The sequence below is a fragment of the Pedobacter hiemivivus genome, assembly GCF_005144565.1.
In the GTDB taxonomy this organism is placed as follows: Bacteria; Bacteroidota; Bacteroidia; order Sphingobacteriales; family Sphingobacteriaceae; genus Pedobacter; species Pedobacter hiemivivus.
This window is the reverse complement of record NZ_SWDX01000001.1, coordinates 742,967-764,689: the sequence shown is the minus strand read 5'-3', so window position 1 is coordinate 764,689 and position 21,723 is coordinate 742,967. Positions and strand designations below refer to the sequence as shown.

Here is a 21,723-nt window from a genome sequence, read left to right as displayed (position 1 = left end):
AATGTATTATTAATACCCGTTAAGTTGATACCTTTTTAATAACACTGGTAATATCAGCGTTCAGGTCCAGGGAGAACTGGGAATGGATTGGCTGGGGCAGTAATTGCTGTCAAATTAGGAATTCTCACTATTCTACTGGGATTATTTGCATTACTGAAAGTAAAAAACAGGGAAGAACTGATTTACCTTTTTTTGTTTATAAGCACAAATCAATGCTCGACAAAACAGCATCCCAAACCTTTCCTCAAAAGTTCCGTTTAAAGACCGTAGTCTCTAAAAAAGCAGAAAATAAAAACGGGGAACAGTCATACCGACAATTCCCTGTCACCTAAATTAACGCTCCTGTATATTAATACGCCGTTGACTTATTTTTATTGCGTCCACGCTGGATTTTTTCGGCCTTAGCGAGATTGTCTTTGAACAAGGCTCTGACTATCTCATGCTTTTGATATATATTAAAAAGCTAATAAATACCGAACACATTTGACAGGCTCTAGCAGTTCTAATTCAGTATCCAGGCAGACAATTAATTCATTTGAGGCCGGAAAATATGTTCCTTCCACGGTCCTTGCTTTAAAATTGTCGAGGATATTTGAAAAACCAGTTGAGAAATTTTTCAACTGGAGGATGAAGATTAGACTGGGTATTTCGCCAAAAGCAATTCTTCCCAACTTTTATCCTGCGATCCGTTTTCTGACATCGATAAAAATTGAAAAATCCTATTAAAGGTGAGTTGATCTTTGATAAGTTCCCTACCGAATGGCCTCCTCATTGGAATTACATTAAATTTGGCACAGATGGTAAACTATACCTATTGGTGCCACGTTTAACATCAGTATGCCAGACGACAGACATGCTGCAATTTTCAGAATAAATGATGACGGAACTGGATATGAAACCTTTGCAAGCAGTGTCCTCCATTACAGTCGGTTTTACCTGGCATGCTATCACAAAGGAGGTATGGTTTAGCGATAATGATAGGGATCAGATGGGAGATGATGTTCCGTTTTGTGAGTTGAATAAAACACATAAAGCTAGTATGTATCTTGGCTACCGTATTTTCACAGCGGCAAACTCAAAGACCCACAGTTGGTGTGAGACGTTCGCCAGTGGCTGGCTGGATGAGGCTACGCAGGAGTTTTGGAGTCGCCCTGTAGATGTGTTGTTGCTTAAAAATAGATCAATGTTGGTTTCAGATGATTTTGCAGGGGTTATTTACCGGATTTCCTAACAGAAATAATATTCAAACAATGCTGACTATATTCACGAATGAACCTTAACTCCTAGTATCGAAAATCTAACATTCCAATATTGGATCACTATTTAGGACAAGATTAGAACTAATTATTATGGAGACCAATAGACAACGAAATCCTGGTTCTTGGTATTTGAAGGGCATTTTTCCTGCTAAAGGAGTGAAGTCTAAATTATTAGTTCTAAAGTTGAATTTACGGGTCAGCTAAAGGCAATCAATTAAATTTAGTCATTGAGAAACATACAAAAAGGCCTTAAAATATATTTTGCGGCCCTTTTTGTATGTTTCATTTGCACTATCTTGACAATTTATCCAATATTGGATAATTACCTGTACTCAAGAGGAGATTCGAACTCCCACGCCGTTGCCAGCGCCAGCCCCTCAAGCTGGTGCGTCTACCAATTTCGCCACCTGAGTATTTGTTCTGCAAATATAGATTTATTCAGATAATATCGTCAACCCATCATAGGCTAATTTTATATTTGCAGGTAAATCTTTTTCCACAACGGCATGAAGGCCTAAATTGTGACTGATATGTGTAAAATAAGTTGTCTCCGCCCCTACCTTTCCTGAAAACTCAATCGCCTCATTTAAAGTAAAATGTGAAATATGTTGTTCGTGTTGCAAAGCATTAACAACAAGTACGCGACTACCTTTGATTTTTTCTAAAGTTTCATCGGCAATCGTTTTTGCATCGGTAATATAAGTGAAATCGCCTATCCTGAACCCCAGAATGGGTAATTTATAATGCATGATTGGAAGTGGTACGATAGTAGAATTACCGACATTAAACGCTTCATCCGTTATGGTATGTAAGTCTATTTGTGGCAAGCCGGGATAATGAGCCTCAGCAAAAATATAAGAGAACTCCTTTTTTAAAGCGTGCTGTACCCGTTCAGTTGCATAAATGTCAATGTTCTTTTTTAGCAGATAATTGAAAGGGCGAATGTCATCTAATCCCGCTACGTGATCTTTATGCTCATGTGTAAACAATATCGCATCAAGGTCTTTTACACCCGCACGAAGCATCTGATACCTGAAATCCGGTCCACTATCGATCACAATGGTCTTATCCCCGGTTTCTAACAATATAGAAACCCTTAATCGTTTATCCCTATGATCTGTGGAGCGGCAAACTGCACAATTGCAGGTAATAACAGGGATCCCCTGCGATGTGCCCGTACCTAAAAATGTAACCTTCAAAATATATTTGTTGCAAGCATGTAATCAAACTTAAATAAATTACCTTAAGTCTACAACCTCTACACCTGGATATTTCTTCGCATCAAAGGTAAAAGTTGATTCAGGTACTTTTGCATTAGCTACGAAAGACTTCACAGTATATGTATACTTGTTTCCATTCTTCTCCAAAATAAGTGCGCTGGCAATTTGCTTAGCAGCCTTATCAATGGTTAAGCGTATTTTAAAGTAAGACTTGTTAACGTCAGTTGGCGTCAGGTCGATCATCTGGTAGACTTTTGTACCTACCTTTTTATCACCAGTATATAAATACTTAAAGCCCTTTTCATAAATGGTGAATATTTTTGCCGGGTTAAGGGAATCATCACTATTCGCATTCGTTACCTGAACCTCTTTTTCTTCTTTTAGATACGTCCAAAGTGTTTTCCCATCACTAATCATATCCTGCGTAGTCATGCTCACCTTGTACTTATTGGCATTTGCTTTTACATATAAAGTACCTTGCTGAGTATCTTTAGCATTCGCTTGCTGATTGTCTATAATCAGGCTAAAATCAGCTTTAACCACATCATGAGAACGATATTTTTTACTCACGTCATTCAATATAGCTTTAGCCTTCGCATCTGTTTGTGCATTTACAACATGTATATAACCCAGTGTTACCATCAGCAACAACACAATTTTCTTCATCCTGTTTCTCTTAAATATTAATTCTTGTCCAGGTTGTCCAAAAATTGTTCCAATGCATAATCATCAGGGATCAACACCTCTCTGGCTTTACTGCCTTCAAACGGGCCAACCACTCCGGCAGCTTCCAACTGATCAATGATCCGCCCTGCCCTATTGTAACCCAACTTTAATTTTCGTTGGATTAATGAGGTAGAACCTTGCTGGTGCATTACAATTAACCGCGCAGCTTCTTCGAACATCGAATCTCTATCAGAGGCATCAAAGTCCATCTTAGCATTTTCGGCAGCTTCGTCAATATACTCAGGCAACTGATAAGCTTCTGGATACCCTCTTTGATTTCCAATAAACTCAGAGATACGATCTACTTCTGGTGTATCTACAAAGGCACACTGTAACCTGATCAGATCATTACCGGTAGATAAAAGCATATCTCCACGACCAATTAGCTGATCGGCACCACCGCTATCCAGAATTGTCCTTGAATCGATTTTAGACAATACCCTAAAGGCCAATCGAGCCGGGAAGTTGGCCTTAATTGTACCGGTAATGATATTTACCGAAGGACGTTGCGTAGCTAAAACCAAGTGGATACCTACCGCACGAGCCAACTGTGCTAAACGAGCGATTGGGGTTTCTACCTCTTTACCTGCCGTCATCATCAAATCGGCAAACTCATCCACAATCAAAACAATGTAAGGTAAGAACCTATGTGAATTGTTCGGGTTCAGTTTACGCTTGATAAACTTTTCATTGTATTCCTTTAAATTCCTTACCTGTGCATCTTTTAACAGATCATAACGTTGATCCATTTCTATACACAGTGAATTTAAGGTATTGATTACTTTTTTAGTATCTGTAATAATGGCATCGGCCTCACCAGGAAGCTTGGCCAGGAAGTGACGCTCTATTTTATTAAATAAGGTTAACTCTACCTTTTTAGGATCCACCAATACAAACTTCAATTGCGAAGGGTGTTTTTTATACAGCAAGGATACTAAAATAGAGTTGATACCAACAGATTTACCTTGTCCGGTTGCCCCTGCCACCAATAAATGGGGCATTTTTGATAAATCACCGATATACACCTCATTTGAAATGGTTTTACCCAAAGCAATAGGAAGGTCCATCGTTGTTTGCTGGAACTTTTCTGTTGCCAGAATGCTACGCATAGAAACCATTTCGGGATGCATATTAGGCACCTCAATACCAATGGTACCCTTGCCCGGCATAGGTGCAATGATACGGATACCCAAAGCGGCCAAACTTAGCGCGATATCATCTTCCAGGTTTTTGATTTTAGAGATCCGCACACCTGGAGCCGGTATGATCTCGTAAAGCGTAACTGTTGGGCCGATGGTCGCCTTAATCTTATCAATCTCTATATTGTAGTGATTAAGGGTCTCCACAATCTTATTCTTATTGGCTTCCAGCTCTTCAGAATTTACAGAGATTTTGTTAGAACCATGATTTTCCAACAAATCAAGGTGCGGATATTTATAACTGGATAAATCTAATGTTGGATCATAATTACCGAATTGCTCTATCAGTTCATCAGATTTTTTCTCCTCTTCTGTTTTCTCTATGGTTAGCTCAGGCTCGGCTTTAGTAGTTTCCAATATCGGGTTAGTTTCCAATATAGGCGCAGTATCTATTGTTGGACTCAATACTATCGGCGCCGCCATCACATTTACTGCTGGAGTAAATACTGGTGGAACGATCTCTTCTTCTTCCTCCTTATCTTCAAATCTAGACGGTGTAAGCACTATATTCTGTTCACGTTTAGGCTGCCCGGCATACCTGTCATTCACATTAAACTCAACAGGCTCCGAACGTATTTCACTTTCCAGTTCAAAATCCTCAGGCACATCAGGTATAATAGCTTCTTCCTTCTTCTTACGCTCTGGAATTTTAAAATCAATGTTATAGGCAATGATCAACACGCTTAAGCCTAAAAAAGCAATAAGCCCTCCTACTCCGGCAACACCAATTTGTGCGGCCAATAATTTATTGGTCCAATAACCAAACTCACCTTCAATAAAATGAGGCGTGTTGGAAACAAAAGCATGTCCAAAACCGAATGTTAAGGACAGAAATAGCAAAAAGAAAAGGCTATATCCTAGTGTTTTTTCGATAGAAAAGATTTTAACCTTAAACAACAAGCGGTAACCGATCACAAAAAACACAAACACAAACAGAAAAGACGCTAGTCCAAACCATTCGTAAATAAACTGGTGCGACAATAACGCGCCTATTTTACCTAGCCAGTTTTGTACAACTGGTGGTATATTGACCTGCTGTAGCTCTTCGTATGTTTTAAAAAGATTGCTCCAGCCTCCATTTGCGTCTATTACATAGCTATAATCTTCCTGCCAGGTAAATAAATAAGACGTAAAGGCTATAAGAAAATAGAGAGACAAGATTAAGAATACCAGTCCGATAATTTTAAACAACCTACCATCCTGAAAATTAAAACGAGGCAAAATCTCTATTCTTTCTTTAAACGGTTTGGTAGCGGATGGTCTTGAGCTTTGCTTCTCCGCAGGCTCATTTTTAAATGAATTGGACTTAAACTGGTTTCCCCTTACCGACATCTTTAATTGCTGATTTTAATAATTAACAAATATAAAACATATAGTTGTATGTGCTAAGTTATTATAAACATTGCTGAAAAAACTTTTTATTTACATCTAGCCCCAATTTGGCTATATTAAATTAATTAAGCATTTTTAGCCGAAATTTAACATTAGAAATGACGGATTTAGAGACATTAATCGAAACGGGAAGTAGACAGGGCATTTTTGATCTTTTGACCGCAACCCCTGCCCTTGCCACTAAAGAGACCAGTCATGGTATATCTCCTATTTTATTAGCCTGCTATTACAAAAAACCTGAAATTGCTGCCTTAATCGCCAATTTCGCAAACCAAATTAACCTGTTCGAAGCCTGTGCTTTGGGCAAACTGGAAGAAACAGCATTCATCACAGAACGCAACCCTGCCACGGTAAATGCTTTTTCTAAAGATGGTTTCACGGCGCTGGGACTCGCTACTTATTTTGGCAATGAAGAAATCACTAAATTATTGATATCCAGAGGTGCTGATGTAAACATACCGGCCAATAATGGTTACAATGTTTTCCCTATTCACTCTGCCGTAGCTTCTGGAAATATCAGCATTACGAAGATGCTGATCAATGCTGGCGCAAATGTAAATGTAACACAACAAGCAGGTTTTACACCACTTCATGCTGCCGCACAATTAGGTAATGTAGAATTGATCATATTGCTACTTGAACACGAAGCAGAAGTAGATATAAGAATGGAAGGTGGTAAATTACCAGCTGATCTGGCGCTGGAAAAAGGCTTTAATGAAATCGCTGAAATCCTGAAAGTTTAACTAAACATCCCAGATGCGCATCCTGATTTTCTTCATATAATGCCGCACATCTAGCACCAAGGCAGCAAGTATATAAAACACAATCGGAAAGCCTACGGCCAAAAAAGAAGAGTAAATAAAAAACAACCTGATCTTACTGATGGACATATTTAGTCGCTCGGCGAGATAGGTACATACCCCAAAACTCTGTTTTTCAAAAAAAGTAATGATCCGCTGGAACATGTTATTTCTTTAAGATTTTAATTCCTATAGCACAATTTAGGCATTTTTTCTGACTGCAATAGCATTTATTTAATTGAAGTATAGCCTGTGAGGTAAAAGCACGATCGACCTTAAGTCCAGCGCTTACATACTGATTTACAATAGCATTCCTTTCTGCCGGGATATTTTCCAGAAAGTCTAAGGCCCTATCCATCAACTCTGGTTGATCTGTATACTTCCCGTAGGAGAACAAAAACAAGCAAATCGTATTGATAATAATGTTATCAATGGACTGGGTCCCTGGCTGAACAACGACCTGTCGGGTACTTTTATTAAAATGATAATGCGTTTTCCAATATTCATTTACGGGCAGATGGTTAAAAAGTAAACGGACTTCTTTCACAGATCCTGCTTCTAATATTTTTGAAAATAAATGATTAGTCTTTAGGATTAATGCTGCAAACTGCGCCAGTCTAACCGTAGGAAAATTCTGCGGCCGCATTCGTAAAAACTTCCACAAAACTGGATCAACGGGGATTAAGCCATATTTTTTCTTCAAAAAAAGATATTCATTTTGTAGGTGTGTTGGATAGACATCCAGAAATGGTTGTTCCAGCAATCCTGCCTGCCCAAATATCAGTGCGGTTATTTGCAAAGCATTGTCTTTATGTTTAGAAAAAATAGGCCATGGTAAAGCATCAGCCATTAATTCAAATGGAACTGCGTTGACTTTAAAACCAAAGTTTCTGGCCAGAAAATAGTAAAATGTCTGCTCCCAGTCTCCGCGGTTATTACTGAGTTTCTGAAATACCTCTTCCGATTTTTGTTCAAATCGTTCTATCATTATTCTGGATAGAAATGTATCTACAATGAGCCGATCAACATCAGCAATATGCTTTTGACATGGAAAAGGGTTTACATGAGCGATGAGTTCAGTGTAATTACTGAGTAAATGGTCGGAAAACAGATTCTTGAGCACCAGCACAGGCACCAGACTACCATTTGTCCGATAAATTGGACTGTCGTGCTGGTAAACCACATGAAGAACGACTGAATTGTAAGCTTGATCGTTTTGATGACCATGCGCAAGCCAATCGGATGATTTGAGGTGAATCTCTACATCACCAACCCATTTAATGCCATCAATAACTAGTTTAGCCCCGCTAAAATCAGGGCCGGCGTGTTTATTTAAGCTGCCAGGATGTAATACCTGTAGTTCCTCCCCGTCTTCACAATAAAGCTTAGCCGAATTAAGCAGTCTGAACTGCCATATAAAGTGTAAAAAATGTTCAGAAAAATCCATCTCCGAGAATTTAACGCAAATGCGTCAGTTCATCCACAAATTACAATGATTCTTTTTTACTTTTATAATTTGTGATAAAAACCCCGATGATAATCAATACGGTAGCAATTAAAATATCAATGGTAATAATTTCATTCAAAATTAACCAGCCAAGAAATAAGGCAATCACGGTGTTGAAATAGGTTAACATGGAAACTTCTGTAGCACTAACTTTTTTTAAGGCATAATGGTAGCAGAAAAACGCCATAACCGAGCCAAATATGGCTAAATACGTAACGGCTAACATACTGTTTATGCTCCATAGAGAAACATCCCTACTGTCGGAAAACATAAACGCCAATACAAACTGAGCTACTGCTGAAAAAACAAATTGGTAAAAAAGATCCAGTAAAATATTATCTGATGGTTGATTGTTCTTTTTAATATAAACGGTACCGATAGTCCAACCCGTTATAGCGAAACACAAAAACATGATCCCCGTTTTATAGTTAGGATCAAGCAATGCACCTAAACCACTCCGGAATATAAAAGCTACGCCCAGAAAGCCGATGATCACGCCTAAAAATCCTTTCAAGGAAGGTTTTTGCAAACCTATCGCTACACAGGTAATAAATACGAATAATGTTGTTAATGCATTTAAGAGGGATGTAAGTCCACTAGGAATGGTTTGCTCAGCAACGGTCGTCATACCATTTGCGATTACAATCATTAATAAGGATAACAACATTTGTCGCCTTGCATGTGGCCAGCCCTTCCATGTCAATTCTTTTTTACGAAGCAGAATCAACAAAAGGATAACAGAAGCAATGGTTTGTCTGATCGCCGCAACAAACCAAGGGGGGATGGTATGAACAGCAATACGGATACCCAAATAAGTAGTACCCCATATTAAAGCCACTCCAGCTAAAGCGAGAATTAGCTTTAAATCTATTTTTTTGGTCATACTAAACCTGCAGACTCCAGAATCTGCGCCATTTCTTGTTGTAATTTTAAAGCTTCTTCTCTCGCTCTTTCCGCAAAATCTTCGCCATTACTTGCGTAGATGATGCCACGTGCAGAGTTTACAAGTAATCCGCATTCACTATTTAATCCGTACTGACAAACATCAGCCAGACTTCCACCTTGTGCGCCAACACCTGGTACCAGTAAAAAGTTATCCGGTGCCAATCTTCTGATGTTTTCAAACTCTGCTCCTCTGGTCGCGCCAACAACATACATCAGTTGCTCGCTATTTGCCCATTGCGAAGAAATCCGAATCACTTCTTCATACAGCTTGCCTTCGGGCGTATGGTGCAATTGAAAATCACTATGTCCGGCATTGGAAGTTAAAGCCAAAAGGATAACCCATTTATCAGTATAATTTAAAAATGGGCCTACCGAATCTTTACCCATATATGGGGCAACTGTAATGGAGTCAAAGCTCATCCCTGATTTTTCCAGGTTAAAGAAAGCATCGGCATACATGGCCGAAGTATTTCCTATATCACCTCTTTTTGCATCGGCAATGGTAAAAATATCTTTATCAATATATTCCCATGTTCTGATTAAAGTCTCCCAACCTTTCAATCCCATAGATTCATAAAAAGCAGTATTGGGTTTATAGGCAACGCACAAATCTTTGGTTGCATCAATAATTTGTTTATTGAACGCTAATACCGGATTATCGTATTTTAACAAGTGTTTTGGGATATTCTCCATTACTGGATCAAGGCCTACACATAAAAAAGATTTCTTGGTTTTAATTTGTTCAAATAGTTGCTTCTTATTCATCTGGGGGTAAATTTTGGATACAAAGATGTCAATTTTCGGGAGGTTTTAGACTCCTTTTCAAAACTTTTAATTGAAAATATTACAAAGATTTTCAACTTTTTCTTGGAGATTAGATTTCAAATACATACAATTGCAACATAATTCCCTAAAGTTTATCTGATCATCCCAGAAAATCCCTTAAAATTTTGTTCAATAACACCTTTTATACTTGCATTTTCTGCGTTGTTCAACTGATCCCTTCATGTGTTACCAATCAAAAAAATAATAAGAAATAACACCTGATCGTTTCATTAATGATGAACTTAAATACTTATGAAAATTACTACTTAAAAAATTTCTCCACATCCATATAATGTTTAATAAAACAGAATTAAATGAAAAACTCACCGCAGAATTGCGTGAGATAGCAAAAACTCAAGGCATTCTAAATGCTGATGAATTGCGTAAGGCTGAACTTGTTGAAATTATTGCCCAGATAACAGAACAACAAGCAGAGGCCGAGTCTGCTCCTAAAGCAGCACCTGCAAAGCCAGCAAAAACTAAGGCGGTAAAAGATACTGCCCCAAAGAATAGTCCGGCTAAAGAAACCGCTCCACAAGATGCCTCTCCTGCGCCTGTTGAAAACACGCCAGCTGCAGCACCTGTAAAAAAGGAACGCCAGGTAAAAGAACATGTAGCAAAAGCTAGTCCCGCAGTTAATGTGGAGACTGTTGAAAATATTGAGAACGTTGAAAACGTTACCCCTATAGAGACCGCTGAGCAAAATGAAAAAGATGCTCAAGGTGACAAGCCTGCAAGAAAAAGGGTTCGTTTATCACCGAAGGAGACGGAAGAAAAAACACAAAGACCTTTTAACAGGGCTTCGTTATTTGATCCACAACCTGCTGCCCGTGAAGGTTATAAACAAGACAGACCTTTTCAAGCTCCTGCTGAATCTCCAGTAGAAACAGCAACTGCTCCATCGGCAGAAGTGAACACAGCAGCAACGGCTCCAACTGAGATTAAAACCAATGCACCTGCAAATTTAAATGCAGACCATAATAAAAAACAAAGACCACAAGAAAACAGGCCTAAAAATCAAGGTAATACTGGTGGTCAGCAGAAACAAAACGAAAACAGTTACTCCAACCTTGATTTCGACAATACCATCACCAATGAAGGTGTATTAGAAATTATGCCTGATGGATATGGCTTTTTAAGATCTGCAGATTACAACTACCTTTCTTCACCAGATGATATCTATGTATCACAATCTCAGATAAAATTATTTGGTTTAAAAACAGGTGATACTGTAAAAGGTAGTATCCGTCCACCAAAAGAAGGTGAAAAATACTTCCCATTGGTTAGGGTGGAAACGATCAACGGACGTTTACCTGCTGATGTAAGGGATCGTGTACCGTTTGATTATTTGACGCCATTGTTTCCAACAGAAAGATTAAACCTGTTTACCGAAACAAATAACTATTCGACTCGTATCATCGACTTATTTACCCCAATTGGTAAAGGTCAGCGTGGTCTAATTGTAGCACAGCCTAAAACTGGTAAAACCAATTTACTAAAAGAGGTTGCCAATGCAATTGCTAAAAATCACCCAGAGGTTTACCTGATCATTTTATTGATCGATGAGCGTCCGGAAGAGGTTACTGATATGGCTAGAAGTGTAAGAGCTGAGGTAATTGCCTCTACTTTTGATGAGCCAGCGGAACGTCATGTTAAAATTGCCAACATTGTGCTTGAAAAAGCAAAACGCTTGGTTGAATGTGGACATGATGTGGTTATCCTTTTAGATTCTATTACCAGGTTGGCAAGAGCGTACAATACAACTGCTCCTGCTTCTGGAAAAATCTTATCGGGTGGTGTTGATGCCAATGCATTACACAAACCTAAGCGTTTCTTCGGTGCTGCACGTAACATTGAAAGAGGTGGTTCATTAACCATACTTGCAACTGCATTAACGGATACAGGTTCTAAAATGGATGAGGTAATCTTCGAAGAATTTAAAGGTACTGGTAACATGGAGCTTCAGTTGGATCGTAAATTATCTAACAAACGTATCTTCCCTGCTATCGACATTACAGCATCAAGTACTCGTAGAGACGATCTATTGCACGACAGAGACACGTTACAACGCGTATGGATCTTACGTAACCACCTGGCAGACATGAATGCTCAGGAAGCGATGGAGTTTGTTCAGGCTCAGATAAAGGGTACAAAATCTAATGAAGAGTTCTTAATTTCAATGAATAGCTAATTGTGCTAAAAAAACATATTCCAAATGCCATTACCTGTGCTAACCTATTTTCGGGTTGCATAGGTATTGTTTATGCCTTTAACGGATCTCTTGAAATTGCTGCATACTTCGTACTACTTTCAGGTATATTCGATTTTTTTGATGGCTTTGTAGCCCGTTTACTGAACGTAAAATCGGCTATTGGTAAGGAGCTGGATTCCTTGGCTGATGTGGTAAGCTTTGGTTTTTTACCGGGTATAGTGATGTTTCAACTGTTGAAACAAAGTGACTATACTTCCGAATACTTACCTTACTTCGGATTTATCATCACTGTATTTTCTGCACTAAGGTTAGCTAAATTTAATATTGACACCAGGCAAACAGAGGACTTCATTGGCTTAAACACCCCCATGAATACCTTATTTATTGTATCGCTGCCATTTATACAAAAAGATTATCCTGCATTAATTGGCTCAGCGCCATTACTAGTTGGGCTTATCGTATTGTTAAGCTGGTTATTGGTTAGTGAAATAAAGATTTTCTCCCTAAAATTCAATTCAACAAGCTGGGAACAGAATAAAATAAAATACATATTTCTTATTTTATCAGTATTGCTTATTCCTTTTTTAAAGTTTGCAGCGGTGCCACTTATACTTGTTTTGTATATCGGTCTATCCCTTATTCATTTTAAAGGGACAACGGATAAATAATTATTAAACTGGCTAAAGTTGTTTTTGAAGATCTACTTTAGCCTCATCAAGTTGAGCATACAACAACTCTACAAAAGAGCTGATCTCCTGAAACGCTGCTGGTAATTCCGCTATGTGTTTAAGGTCTCTAGCATTGTTTTCCATCATTTGCATGTGATCTTTGGCATCCTCACGACCTACATAAGAAAATGTTGGCTTTATTTTATGCGCACAATTAGATACCCTTGGCCAATCCTGATCTTCAATTGCCTTTCCTAAATCAGCCATGTACAATGGTGTTTGGACTTTAAACATATCTATCATTTCTATGATAAATTCCGCACTATCACCAGACATATCTCTCAAATAGGAAAGATCCAGTGGTTCATTATTTTTTTGTAAGTCGATCATCATAGACAAAACTAACGAAATTATATTTTTGATACCGACAAATTATCACTTAATCTTTCTAATATTTCCGATACACTTAACTTAAGTACAGGATGAATGTATTTAGGAGCGATTTCGGCCAATGGTTCCAATACAAATTTTCTATGCTGCATTTGAGGATGAGGAATTTGTAGCTTCTCCCCCATATCGACAATCCTGTCTCCGTAAAAAATAACATCAATATCGATCAGTCTTGAACCCCATTTTTGAAGCCTTACTCTACCAAGTTCTGCCTCGATTTCCAGGGCTTTTTCAAGTACCTCCAGTGGACTGAGCATGGTTTTAACCGCTACAGCAATATTTAAGAAAACCGGCTGATCTTCATTGCCCCAGGCTGCAGTTTCGTAGATCGATGATTTTTGAGAAATGGGGCCAATATACCGTTCAATTCCCCCCAATGCATCATTTATGAGCGTATTCCGATCTCCCAAATTACTTCCCAGTAACAAATAAACAATTTCACTATCCAATTCCATACAAAGACCCAATTAAAAAGGCAAACATATCAACCTTTATTTATCTTTACAAATTAACTATTTACCTATCACATGAGAGAATTTTTCAAGTATGTTTTCGCAACAGTCGTTGGAGTTGTTATTTCAATGGCACTGTTTTTAATCTTCTTTATCGTACTAATTGTTGGTGTTGTAAAGTCTTCTTTGAAGGAAGATAAAGTCAATGTAGCCAGCAATTCAGTGCTATTCCTCAACTTGGATCAGGCCATCACAGAGCGTACCTCCGAAGATCCGCTTTCTAAATTGCCTGTTGTAGGTTCTGAAGAAGACAAGAGTATTGGCTTTAATGATGTGATTCATGCCCTGAAAGAGGCAAAAACAGACGACAACATCAAATGTGTCTACATTAATGTAAGTGCACCACATTCTGGTTTTGCAACCATGCTTGAAATCAGAAATGCATTGATTGATTTTAAAAAGAGTAAAAAGAAAGTCATCGCTTATAGCGAAGTGTATACCCAGGGCGCCTATTACCTTGCCTCGGTAGCCGATAAAATTTACTTAAATCCAGAAGGCGCATTGGAATTTAAAGGCTTGAAATCTGAAACCATGTTCTTTAAAGGCGCGCTTGATAAATTAGGGATTGAAGCCCAAATTGTTAGAGTTGGAAATTATAAAAGCGCTGTTGAGCCTTTCTTTACAGATAAAATGAGTGATAAAAACCGGGAACAGGTAACCGCTTATCTAAATGGTTTGTACGAAACTTTTCTGGAGGGTATTTCCCAAAGTAGAAACATCAGCGCTGCTACATTGCATCAAATTGCAGACGATTATAAGATCCAACAGCCTGCTGATGCAATTGCGTTTAAAATGATTGACGGTCTGAAATATAAAGATGAAATTATTGACGAGCTAAAATCACTTAGTGGAACCGATAAAAAAAAGGATCTTAAAACGGTTACCATTAATGAGTATGCCAGGAATGTAACGGATGAGCCGGACAAATCTGCAAAAAATAAAGTGGCTGTAATTTATGCCAACGGCGATATTATGGGTGGCGAGGGCTCCGATACAAAAATCGGTTCTGAACGCATTTCAAGAGTGATCAGAAAGGCCCGTTTAGACAGTAGCATTAAAGCTATTGTGTTAAGAGTAAACTCTCCAGGTGGCAGTGCCTTAGCATCTGATGTGATTTGGAGAGAAATTGTATTGACAAAAAAGGTGAAACCGGTAATCGCTTCTTTTGGTGATGTTGCCGCCTCTGGTGGTTATTATATTGGCTGCGCCGCCGATTCAATTTTTGTACAACCCAATACAATTACAGGCTCTATTGGTGTATTTGGTGTGATCCCAAATCTTCAGAAATTTTATAACGAAAAACTAGGGATAACCTTTGATGGTGTTAAAACTGGTAAATATGCAGACATCATGAGCACGGACCGCCCAATGACTGCCGGTGAACGTCTAATTATACAAAACGATGTAAACCGTGTGTATGATGCCTTTACCATCCGTGTAGCCAATGGCCGTAAAAAATCAAAAGCATACATAGACAGTATTGCGGGTGGAAGAGTTTGGGTAGGTACTGATGCCGTTAGGATTGGTTTGGCCGACAGAATTGGCAGCTTTAATGATGCAGTCGTTTCTGCAGCTAAAAAGGCTAAAATAAAAGATTACAGCGTTATTGAATATCCTGAAATGCTGGATCCTTTCAAATCACTAATGGATAATACTACCGACAAGGTTAAAACCTATTATGCTAAGCAAGAACTTGGTGCCAATTACTCCATCTATGAGCAAATAAAATCAGTAATATCCAGATCTGGAATACAAGCCAGAATGCCATTCGACTTTAAAGTTCAGTAGAATAAGCTTCTATAATAAAACATAGGCCATCGTTTCAAAAAAGCGATGGCTTTTTATTAATTTAGCATCCCATGGAAAACAAGACCATTGCCCGTACCTTACGCCTGCTTTCTCAATTGATGGAACTCCACAATGAGAATCCTTTTAAAATTAAATCCGTAGCCAATGCTGCTTTTAAGGTTGACAAATTACCTTATGCCATTCAGGGCAAAACCCTGGAGGAAATAGCCCAGATTGATGGGCTCGGTAAAAGTATATCTGCCAAGGTATGGGAATTGTTAGAAACAGGATCAATGGCCGAACTACAGGCAATCCTTGCCGAAACACCGGAAGGCATTGTGGAAATGTTGGGAATTAAAGGCATTGGGCCAAAAAAGATTGTGGTGATCTGGAAAGATCTTGGCATTGAAAATATTGGTGAACTTTATTATGCCTGTAACGAAAACAGGTTAATCGAAGCCAAAGGTTTTGGATTGAAAACCCAGGAAGAAATAAAAAAGATCATTGAGTTTAAAATGGCTGCACATGGTAAATTCCTGTATGCTCATGTTGAAGCTTTGGTTAATAAACTATATGCAGACCTTGCGGTTTGGTTAAACACCGTTACTGGCGATCCTTTACTTGGCATAGCGGGTGATTATCGTCGTTGTGTAGAAATCATTGAAGAACTTGAACTGGTTATTGGGGCCAACAGCCCCGAGGAAATACAGGAAAAGATAACTGCATTTAAGGCGATGACATTTGAGCTGCAAGCCGATGGAACTTATCTAAGCCACAGCGAATTGGGATTAAAAATCAAACTTACTGTGGTTCAAAAAGCTGATTTCTACCTCAATTGGTTTAAACTTACAGGCAATGAACAGCATGTAAATGCAGTATTAGCACTTGCTGGTGAAGGCCCCTTTGAGGACGAACAAGCTATCTATACAAAAGCTGGATTGGCTTATGTAGCACCCGAGCTAAGAGAAGGCCTTGACGAAATTTTACTCGCCAAAGAAAACAAGTTACCGCTGTTAATTACGGATGCGGACTTGAAAGGAACCTTACACAACCACTCTACCTGGAGCGATGGTGTACATACGCTTGAAGAAATGGCTGTGTATTGTAAGGAAACTCTTAAATTGGAATACCTTGGCATGTGTGATCACTCTAAATCTGCCTTTTATGCCAATGGGCTAAACGAGCAGCGGATTTATGCGCAGCATCAGGAAATTGATGCCTTAAACGCTAAACTGGCTCCTTTCCGCATTTTTAAAGGTATAGAGAGTGACATCTTATTTGATGGCTCACTGGATTATAGTAACGACATCCTTAAAACTTTCGACTTTGTAGTTGCTTCCGTCCACAGTATTTTAAAGATGAATGAAGAAAAAGCGACTTCAAGGCTAATTACAGCGATTGAAAACCCTTATACCACCATCTTGGGACACCCAACTGGCAGATTGTTATTGAGCAGAAAAGGTTACCCGATCAATTATGCTAAAGTAATTGATGCCTGTGCAGCAAACAATGTCGTTATAGAGATCAATGCTAATCCGCTAAGACTAGACCTCGACTGGCGTTGGCATCGCTATGCGCTTGAAAAAGGCGTACTGCTTTCCATCAATCCAGATGCGCATAGAAAAGAAGGATTTCATGACATGCATTATGGTGTACTTATCGGCAGGAAAGGTGGCTTAACTGCAAAACAGTGTTTAAACAGCTATTCTCTAACTGAAATAACAGCCCATTTTGAAAGCCGAATAAACAATATTTCATCATTATAAAAGTCATTATGCTTACCTTTGACTTTAATAATTACGCATGCTAACAGAAAAACTATATAATGCCCACCATAACAATACCACACCGGATATATTAGTTATAGGCGATCTCATGCTAGACCATTACCTATTTGGTTCGGCTAGCAGATTATCACCAGAAGCTCCGGTTCCAATTGTACATACAAATAAAGAATCAAAAATTATTGGTGGTGCAGCCAATGTTGCCAGCAATCTGATTGATCTGGGGGCTAAAGTTTATCTGGGAGGAGTTGTTGGCAATGATACTTTTGCGGAAGATGTAAAAGATCTTTTAATTACAAAGGGAATTGATAGTCAATTAATTATAAAAGACGAAAGTAGAGTAACTACGGTAAAAACCCGTGTTATTGTTGGCAATCATCACATCGTTAGAATTGACAGAGAAGATGTACACAGTATCCCTTCTGAATTGGAGGCATCCTTTTTTACATATTTAGTTCCTTTCATTCAAAAAGCAGACATTGTTATTTTATCTGATTATAACAAGGGCTTGCTTACGCATAGCCTGTCTTTAAAAATTATCAGCTACTGCAATAGCATAGGTAAAAAAACTTTAGTAGATCCAAAAGGACTTGATTATAGCAAGTATGAGGGGGCCTATCTTATAAAGCCTAACCGCAAAGAATTAGCCGAAGCTGCCAAAGCAGAAAGAATCAACACAAACGAGGATTTAGTTAAAGCAGCTCACGTTATTTTAGATGCTACAAAAGCTACTTATCTGATTGTAACGCTTTCAGAAGCCGGAATTGCAATCATCACTAAAGACGATTGCAAAATCTTGCCTGTTGCAGCGACAGAAGTTTATGATGTAACTGGTGCCGGAGACACTGTAATTGCAACACTAGCTTATTGTCTCGCATTAGGATTTGACATTCAAGAAGCTGCAACGGTTGCTAATCACGCGGCATCCATTGTTATAAAACATATTGGTAGTGCAACTACTAACATAGAAGAAATCATTGCATCTTTAAAAACCAATTAACATTCATGGTATTAGACGAATTAAATCATCATAGGCTAACCATCGATAAAGTCATTTCAAACCTTGTTCCTCAAATTGAAGAAGGTTGTACAATGCTTACCGAAACCTTGTTATCAGGTGCAAAAGTTTTAATCGCGGGAAACGGAGGAAGTGCCGCAGATGCACAACATATTGCTGCTGAATTGACAGGGAGATTTGTAAAAGAACGTAAAGCATTGCCAGCAATTGCACTTACAGTTGATACCTCTGCATTAACTGCAATCAGTAATGATTATGGCTATGATATGGTATTTAAACGCCAGATAGAAGCTTTAGCACGTCCGGAGGATTTATTTATTGCGATATCCACTAGTGGCAATAGTGCAAACATATTAAACGCATTAAAGGCCGCAAAAGAAATGGGCTGTAAAACCCTTGGCTTATCGGGTAGAGATGGTGGTTTGATGAATGATCTTTGCGATTTAAACATTGTAATTCCTGAAAACAATACTGCCAGAATACAAGAAATGCACATTCTTATCGGACATATCCTGTGTAACGCAGTAGATAATTTATACGAGTAATATGAACAAGGATACAAAACAGGTATTAACGCAAAAGATTTTTTCTAAAGATGATCTTGTCGCCAAAACTCAAAGTTGGAAAGCTCAGGGAAAGAAAGTAGTATTTACCAATGGCTGTTTTGATATAATTCATCCTGGTCACATTGCCTATCTTAGTGATGCTGCCAATTTAGGAGACATCTTAATCATTGGCTTGAATACAGACCAATCTGTATGCAAACTAAAAGGGGAAAACAGACCGATCAACAATGAATTTAGTCGCACACAGCTTATCGCTTCTATGTTCTTTGTTGATGCAGTAGTCCTATTTAATGAGGATACGCCACTTGAACTGATTACAGCGCTTAAACCTGATGTATTAGTTAAAGGCGGAGATTATAACTTAGACAACATTGTTGGGGCAAAAGAAACGCTTGCTATCGGAGGCGAAGTTAAAGTACTTACTTTCCTGCCTGGGTATTCATCAACCGGCATTATTGAAAAGATAAAAAACACTTAATGAGAGATTAAGCAATTTGGAAACACCTAAAAAGATTCTAGTCATAAGATTTAGCTCTATGGGCGACATCATTTACACTACTCCTGTAGTTAGATGCTTAAAAGAGCAATTACCAAACTGCGAAATCCATTTTATTACCAAACCAGGTTTTAAATATATTTATCAAAACAATCCTTACTTAACTAAGCTTCATACGCTTAAACCAAAGCTATCGGATACCATTAAAGATATCAAAGCCGAAAACTTTGACTTGATCATAGACTTACACAACAACTTACGTACAACTATCATCAAATTAGCAACAGGTCTACCCTCTTCTACTTACAAAAAGGATAGGATAAGCAAATGGCTAGCTTTAAAATTCAAATGGAATAGATTCATATCAAAAGAACATCTGGTTGATCGGTATCTGGAAACTGTAAAGTTTCTTGGTGTAAAAAATGACAACAAGCCTATAGATTATTATGTATCTAAAGCTTATGATTTATCAGATTTTTTACCCGAAACGCATCAGCAAAGGTTTGTTGCTTTTGTGATTGGAGCAACTCATTTCACCAAACGGCTCCCTAATGATAAAATTATAGAAATATGTAAGGGAATAAACCTTCCTATCGTTTTATTGGGAGGAAATGATGTAAAAGAGAATGCGACTATAATTAAGCAAGCCATAGGCGATAAAGTGTATGATACCTGTGGAATTACCAATTTGGATCAATCTGTATTTTTGGTTTCCAAAGCGTATAAAGTAATCGGCTTTGACACTGGCCTTACGCATATTTCTGAAGCATTTGACAGACCACTAGCCTCTATTTGGGGTGGAACAACTCCTGATCTTCTTGGCGTTCATCCTTACAAAATATCTGAATCGTTAATTGTTGGTGAAGATCTTTCCTGCCGACCATGTTCCAAATTTGGTTTAGAAAAATGTCCTTTAGGTCATTTTAAATGTATGAAAAACATTAACACTGATATAGTTGTTAATTTCATAAACTCATAATCTTTGTCCTTGTATGAAACAACTCCTATTAGTTAGACATGGTAAATCGGAATGGGGAAATGCCCATCTTGCAGACTTTGACAGGCCTTTAAATCCTAGAGGTCACAGAAATGCGCCAGAAATGGCTGCAAGGCTGCTTCAAAAAAACCTTGTCCCACAACAGCTAGTCAGTAGTCCTGCATTAAGAGCCATTACCACGGCCAAACATTTTGCTCAAGCCTGGAAAAAATCTACAGAACAAATAAAAGAGGATCCTTCAATTTACGAAGCGAATGTCAAAACTTTATTGAAAGTGATCAATAACTTTAAAAATAAGCATGACTATATCGCTGTTTTTGGACACAATCCTGGGTTCACGGATTTGGTCAATTACCTAAGTGATGCGGATATCTATAACATCCCAACCTGTGGTACAGTATTGATAGAATTTGAGGTTGACGATTGGGCACTGGTAAGCCACCATACCGGTAAGCTTCTCCAGTTTGATTACCCTAAAAGTCCGAACGACGATTAGAAATGTAGGTGTTTAACCGTAAGTCCATTATTAATTAACTGTTTTAACGAATCGATACCTATTTTAAGGTGTGTTTCTACATAAATCGAAGTCACATTACTATCGCTTTCCGTTGTTTTTACACCTTCAGGAATCATCGGTTGGTCTGAAACCAATAGCAATGCACCTGTTGGAATTTTATTCGCAAAGCCAGTCGTAAAAATAGTTGCTGTTTCCATATCCACAGCCATTGCCCTTAAACTTTTAAGGTATTTCTTAAAGCTTTTATCGTGTTCCCAAACCCTACGGTTAGTGGTATAACAAGTTCCCGTCCAGTAATCTCTTGAGTGATCACGTATAGTGGTCGAAATAGCCTTCTGTAGTGCAAAAGCAGGTAAAGCCGGAACTTCTGCTGGTAAGTAATCATTGGACGTCCCCTCGCCTCTTATAGCCGCTATTGGCAAAATCAGATCACCTAGCTGGTTCTTTTTCTTTAATCCACCACATTTACCTAAAAACAATACCGCTTTAGGATGGATGGCGGTAAGTAGATCCATCATCGTTGCGGCTAGTGGACTACCCATTCCAAAATTTATAATAGTGATCCCATTAGCTGTTACACTCTGCATTGGCTTATCTATGCCCATTATTGACGCATTATCATGCCATTCAGAAAACATTTGCACATATTTACTAAAGTTTGTTAGCAATATGTATTGGCCAAATTCCTCCAAGGGTCTTCCAGTATATCTGGGCAACCAATTCCTTACAATTTCTTCTTTGGATTTCAAACCTTTCCTTACTGGAGACTCTACCTCTTTTACTCTTTTCTTCTTTTCCGAAGGTAGCTCTTCTTTCTTTACATCTTTTTCTTCGTTCATATA

Annotated in this window: 22 protein-coding genes, 1 tRNA gene and 1 pseudogene; 13 read left to right on the top strand and 11 right to left on the bottom strand. The window is 38.4% G+C overall.

Annotation, left to right across the window (positions count from 1 at the left end; translation table 11 throughout):
* Positions 1–72: 72 nt before the first annotated feature.
* From FBD94_RS26545 to FBD94_RS02925, 3 genes and pseudogenes are all read left to right on the top strand, one after another.
* Positions 73–261 (top strand): annotated as a pseudogene (locus tag FBD94_RS26545) (hypothetical protein); the annotation flags it as partial.
* A 448-nt stretch (positions 262–709) separates the two neighbouring features.
* Positions 710–874, top strand: a complete 165-nt coding sequence (locus FBD94_RS25880; RefSeq protein ID WP_165503608.1) for a hypothetical protein — start codon at positions 710–712, stop codon at positions 872–874.
* A complete protein-coding gene (locus tag FBD94_RS02925) occupies positions 875–1,231 on the top strand; it encodes a hypothetical protein (RefSeq protein WP_131609562.1) in 357 nt (118 codons plus the stop codon).
* 357 nt (positions 1,232–1,588) lie between these two features.
* Here FBD94_RS02925 and FBD94_RS02920 read toward each other — a convergent pair.
* The 4 genes from FBD94_RS02920 to FBD94_RS02905 form a co-directional block, all read right to left on the bottom strand.
* Positions 1,589–1,672: transfer RNA gene (locus FBD94_RS02920), tRNA-Leu, on the bottom strand.
* Between the two features lie 21 nt (positions 1,673–1,693).
* Positions 1,694–2,458 carry an MBL fold metallo-hydrolase gene (locus tag FBD94_RS02915; RefSeq protein WP_136879008.1) on the bottom strand — a complete coding sequence of 255 codons (765 nt, stop codon included), beginning with the start codon at positions 2,456–2,458 and terminating at the stop codon, positions 1,694–1,696.
* A gap of 39 nt (positions 2,459–2,497) precedes the next feature.
* Complete coding sequence (locus FBD94_RS02910; RefSeq protein ID WP_136879007.1) at positions 2,498–3,145, bottom strand: LolA family protein; 648 nt, start codon at positions 3,143–3,145, stop codon at positions 2,498–2,500.
* A gap of 17 nt (positions 3,146–3,162) precedes the next feature.
* Positions 3,163–5,736, bottom strand: coding sequence for an FtsK/SpoIIIE family DNA translocase (locus FBD94_RS02905; RefSeq protein WP_136879006.1), 2,574 nt, complete (start codon positions 5,734–5,736; stop codon positions 3,163–3,165).
* Positions 5,737–5,894: 158 nt separating this feature from the next.
* Between FBD94_RS02905 and FBD94_RS02900 the strand changes: the two genes are divergently transcribed.
* Positions 5,895–6,539: an ankyrin repeat domain-containing protein gene (locus FBD94_RS02900; protein WP_136879005.1), complete on the top strand. Its 645-nt coding sequence runs from the start codon at positions 5,895–5,897 to the stop codon at positions 6,537–6,539.
* Here FBD94_RS02900 and FBD94_RS02895 read toward each other — a convergent pair whose 3' ends face one another.
* From FBD94_RS02895 to pyrF, 4 genes are read right to left on the bottom strand one after another with little or no spacing between them, the layout of a single operon-like run.
* Entirely contained in the window at positions 6,540–6,761 is a 222-nt protein-coding gene (locus tag FBD94_RS02895) for a PspC domain-containing protein (RefSeq protein ID WP_136879004.1), read from the bottom strand.
* Position 6,762: 1 nt separating this feature from the next.
* Positions 6,763–8,043, bottom strand: a complete 1,281-nt coding sequence (locus tag FBD94_RS02890; protein WP_136879003.1) for a DUF2851 family protein — start codon at positions 8,041–8,043, stop codon at positions 6,763–6,765.
* A gap of 40 nt (positions 8,044–8,083) precedes the next feature.
* Positions 8,084–8,986: a DMT family transporter gene (locus FBD94_RS02885; RefSeq protein WP_136879002.1), complete on the bottom strand. Its 903-nt coding sequence runs from the start codon at positions 8,984–8,986 to the stop codon at positions 8,084–8,086.
* The gene (gene pyrF, locus FBD94_RS02880; protein WP_136879001.1) at positions 8,983–9,813 is read right to left on the bottom strand and encodes an orotidine-5'-phosphate decarboxylase; all 831 of its coding nucleotides are present in this window, start codon (positions 9,811–9,813) and stop codon (positions 8,983–8,985) included. Before pyrF ends, FBD94_RS02885 begins: the two co-directional genes overlap by 4 nt.
* 352 nt (positions 9,814–10,165) lie before the next feature.
* Here pyrF and rho point away from each other — a divergent pair, with 352 nt between their 5' ends.
* The gene (rho, locus tag FBD94_RS02875) at positions 10,166–12,064 is read left to right on the top strand and encodes a transcription termination factor Rho (protein WP_136879000.1); all 1,899 of its coding nucleotides are present in this window, start codon (positions 10,166–10,168) and stop codon (positions 12,062–12,064) included.
* A gap of 2 nt (positions 12,065–12,066) precedes the next feature.
* Positions 12,067–12,753, top strand: coding sequence for a CDP-diacylglycerol--serine O-phosphatidyltransferase (gene pssA, locus FBD94_RS02870; RefSeq protein WP_136878999.1), 687 nt, complete (start codon positions 12,067–12,069; stop codon positions 12,751–12,753).
* A gap of 12 nt (positions 12,754–12,765) precedes the next feature.
* On the opposite strand, the gene FBD94_RS02865 is transcribed toward pssA, so the two are convergent.
* Positions 12,766–13,146 (bottom strand): Hpt domain-containing protein, encoded by a 381-nt coding sequence (locus FBD94_RS02865; protein ID WP_136878998.1) that lies wholly within the window; start codon positions 13,144–13,146, stop codon positions 12,766–12,768.
* Between the two features lie 17 nt (positions 13,147–13,163).
* Complete coding sequence (gene folK / locus FBD94_RS02860) at positions 13,164–13,658, bottom strand: 2-amino-4-hydroxy-6-hydroxymethyldihydropteridine diphosphokinase (protein WP_136878997.1); 495 nt, start codon at positions 13,656–13,658, stop codon at positions 13,164–13,166.
* A gap of 72 nt (positions 13,659–13,730) precedes the next feature.
* Here folK and sppA point away from each other — a divergent pair, with 72 nt between their 5' ends.
* From sppA to FBD94_RS02825, 7 genes are all read left to right on the top strand, one after another.
* Positions 13,731–15,503, top strand: coding sequence for a signal peptide peptidase SppA (sppA, locus tag FBD94_RS02855; RefSeq protein ID WP_136878996.1), 1,773 nt, complete (start codon positions 13,731–13,733; stop codon positions 15,501–15,503).
* Between the two features lie 71 nt (positions 15,504–15,574).
* Entirely contained in the window at positions 15,575–17,269 is a 1,695-nt protein-coding gene (locus FBD94_RS02850; RefSeq protein ID WP_136878995.1) for a DNA polymerase/3'-5' exonuclease PolX, read from the top strand.
* Positions 17,270–17,306: 37 nt separating this feature from the next.
* Complete coding sequence (gene rfaE1, locus FBD94_RS02845) at positions 17,307–18,287, top strand: D-glycero-beta-D-manno-heptose-7-phosphate kinase (RefSeq protein WP_136878994.1); 981 nt, start codon at positions 17,307–17,309, stop codon at positions 18,285–18,287.
* Positions 18,288–18,292: 5 nt separating this feature from the next.
* Entirely contained in the window at positions 18,293–18,850 is a 558-nt protein-coding gene (gene gmhA, locus FBD94_RS02840; protein WP_136878993.1) for a D-sedoheptulose 7-phosphate isomerase, read from the top strand.
* Between the two features lies 1 nt (position 18,851).
* A complete protein-coding gene (gene rfaE2 / locus FBD94_RS02835; protein WP_131609527.1) occupies positions 18,852–19,349 on the top strand; it encodes a D-glycero-beta-D-manno-heptose 1-phosphate adenylyltransferase in 498 nt (165 codons plus the stop codon).
* Positions 19,350–19,407: 58 nt separating this feature from the next.
* On the top strand, positions 19,408–20,346 hold the full coding sequence (locus FBD94_RS02830) for a glycosyltransferase family 9 protein (RefSeq protein WP_235884352.1): 939 nt from the start codon (positions 19,408–19,410) through the stop codon (positions 20,344–20,346).
* A gap of 13 nt (positions 20,347–20,359) precedes the next feature.
* Positions 20,360–20,860: a SixA phosphatase family protein gene (locus FBD94_RS02825; protein WP_136878991.1), complete on the top strand. Its 501-nt coding sequence runs from the start codon at positions 20,360–20,362 to the stop codon at positions 20,858–20,860.
* Here the strand turns inward: FBD94_RS02825 and FBD94_RS02820 are convergent.
* Entirely contained in the window at positions 20,857–21,720 is an 864-nt protein-coding gene (locus FBD94_RS02820) for an AMP nucleosidase (protein WP_169472196.1), read from the bottom strand. The genes FBD94_RS02825 and FBD94_RS02820 overlap by 4 nt on opposite strands.
* Positions 21,721–21,723: the final 3 nt, after the last annotated feature.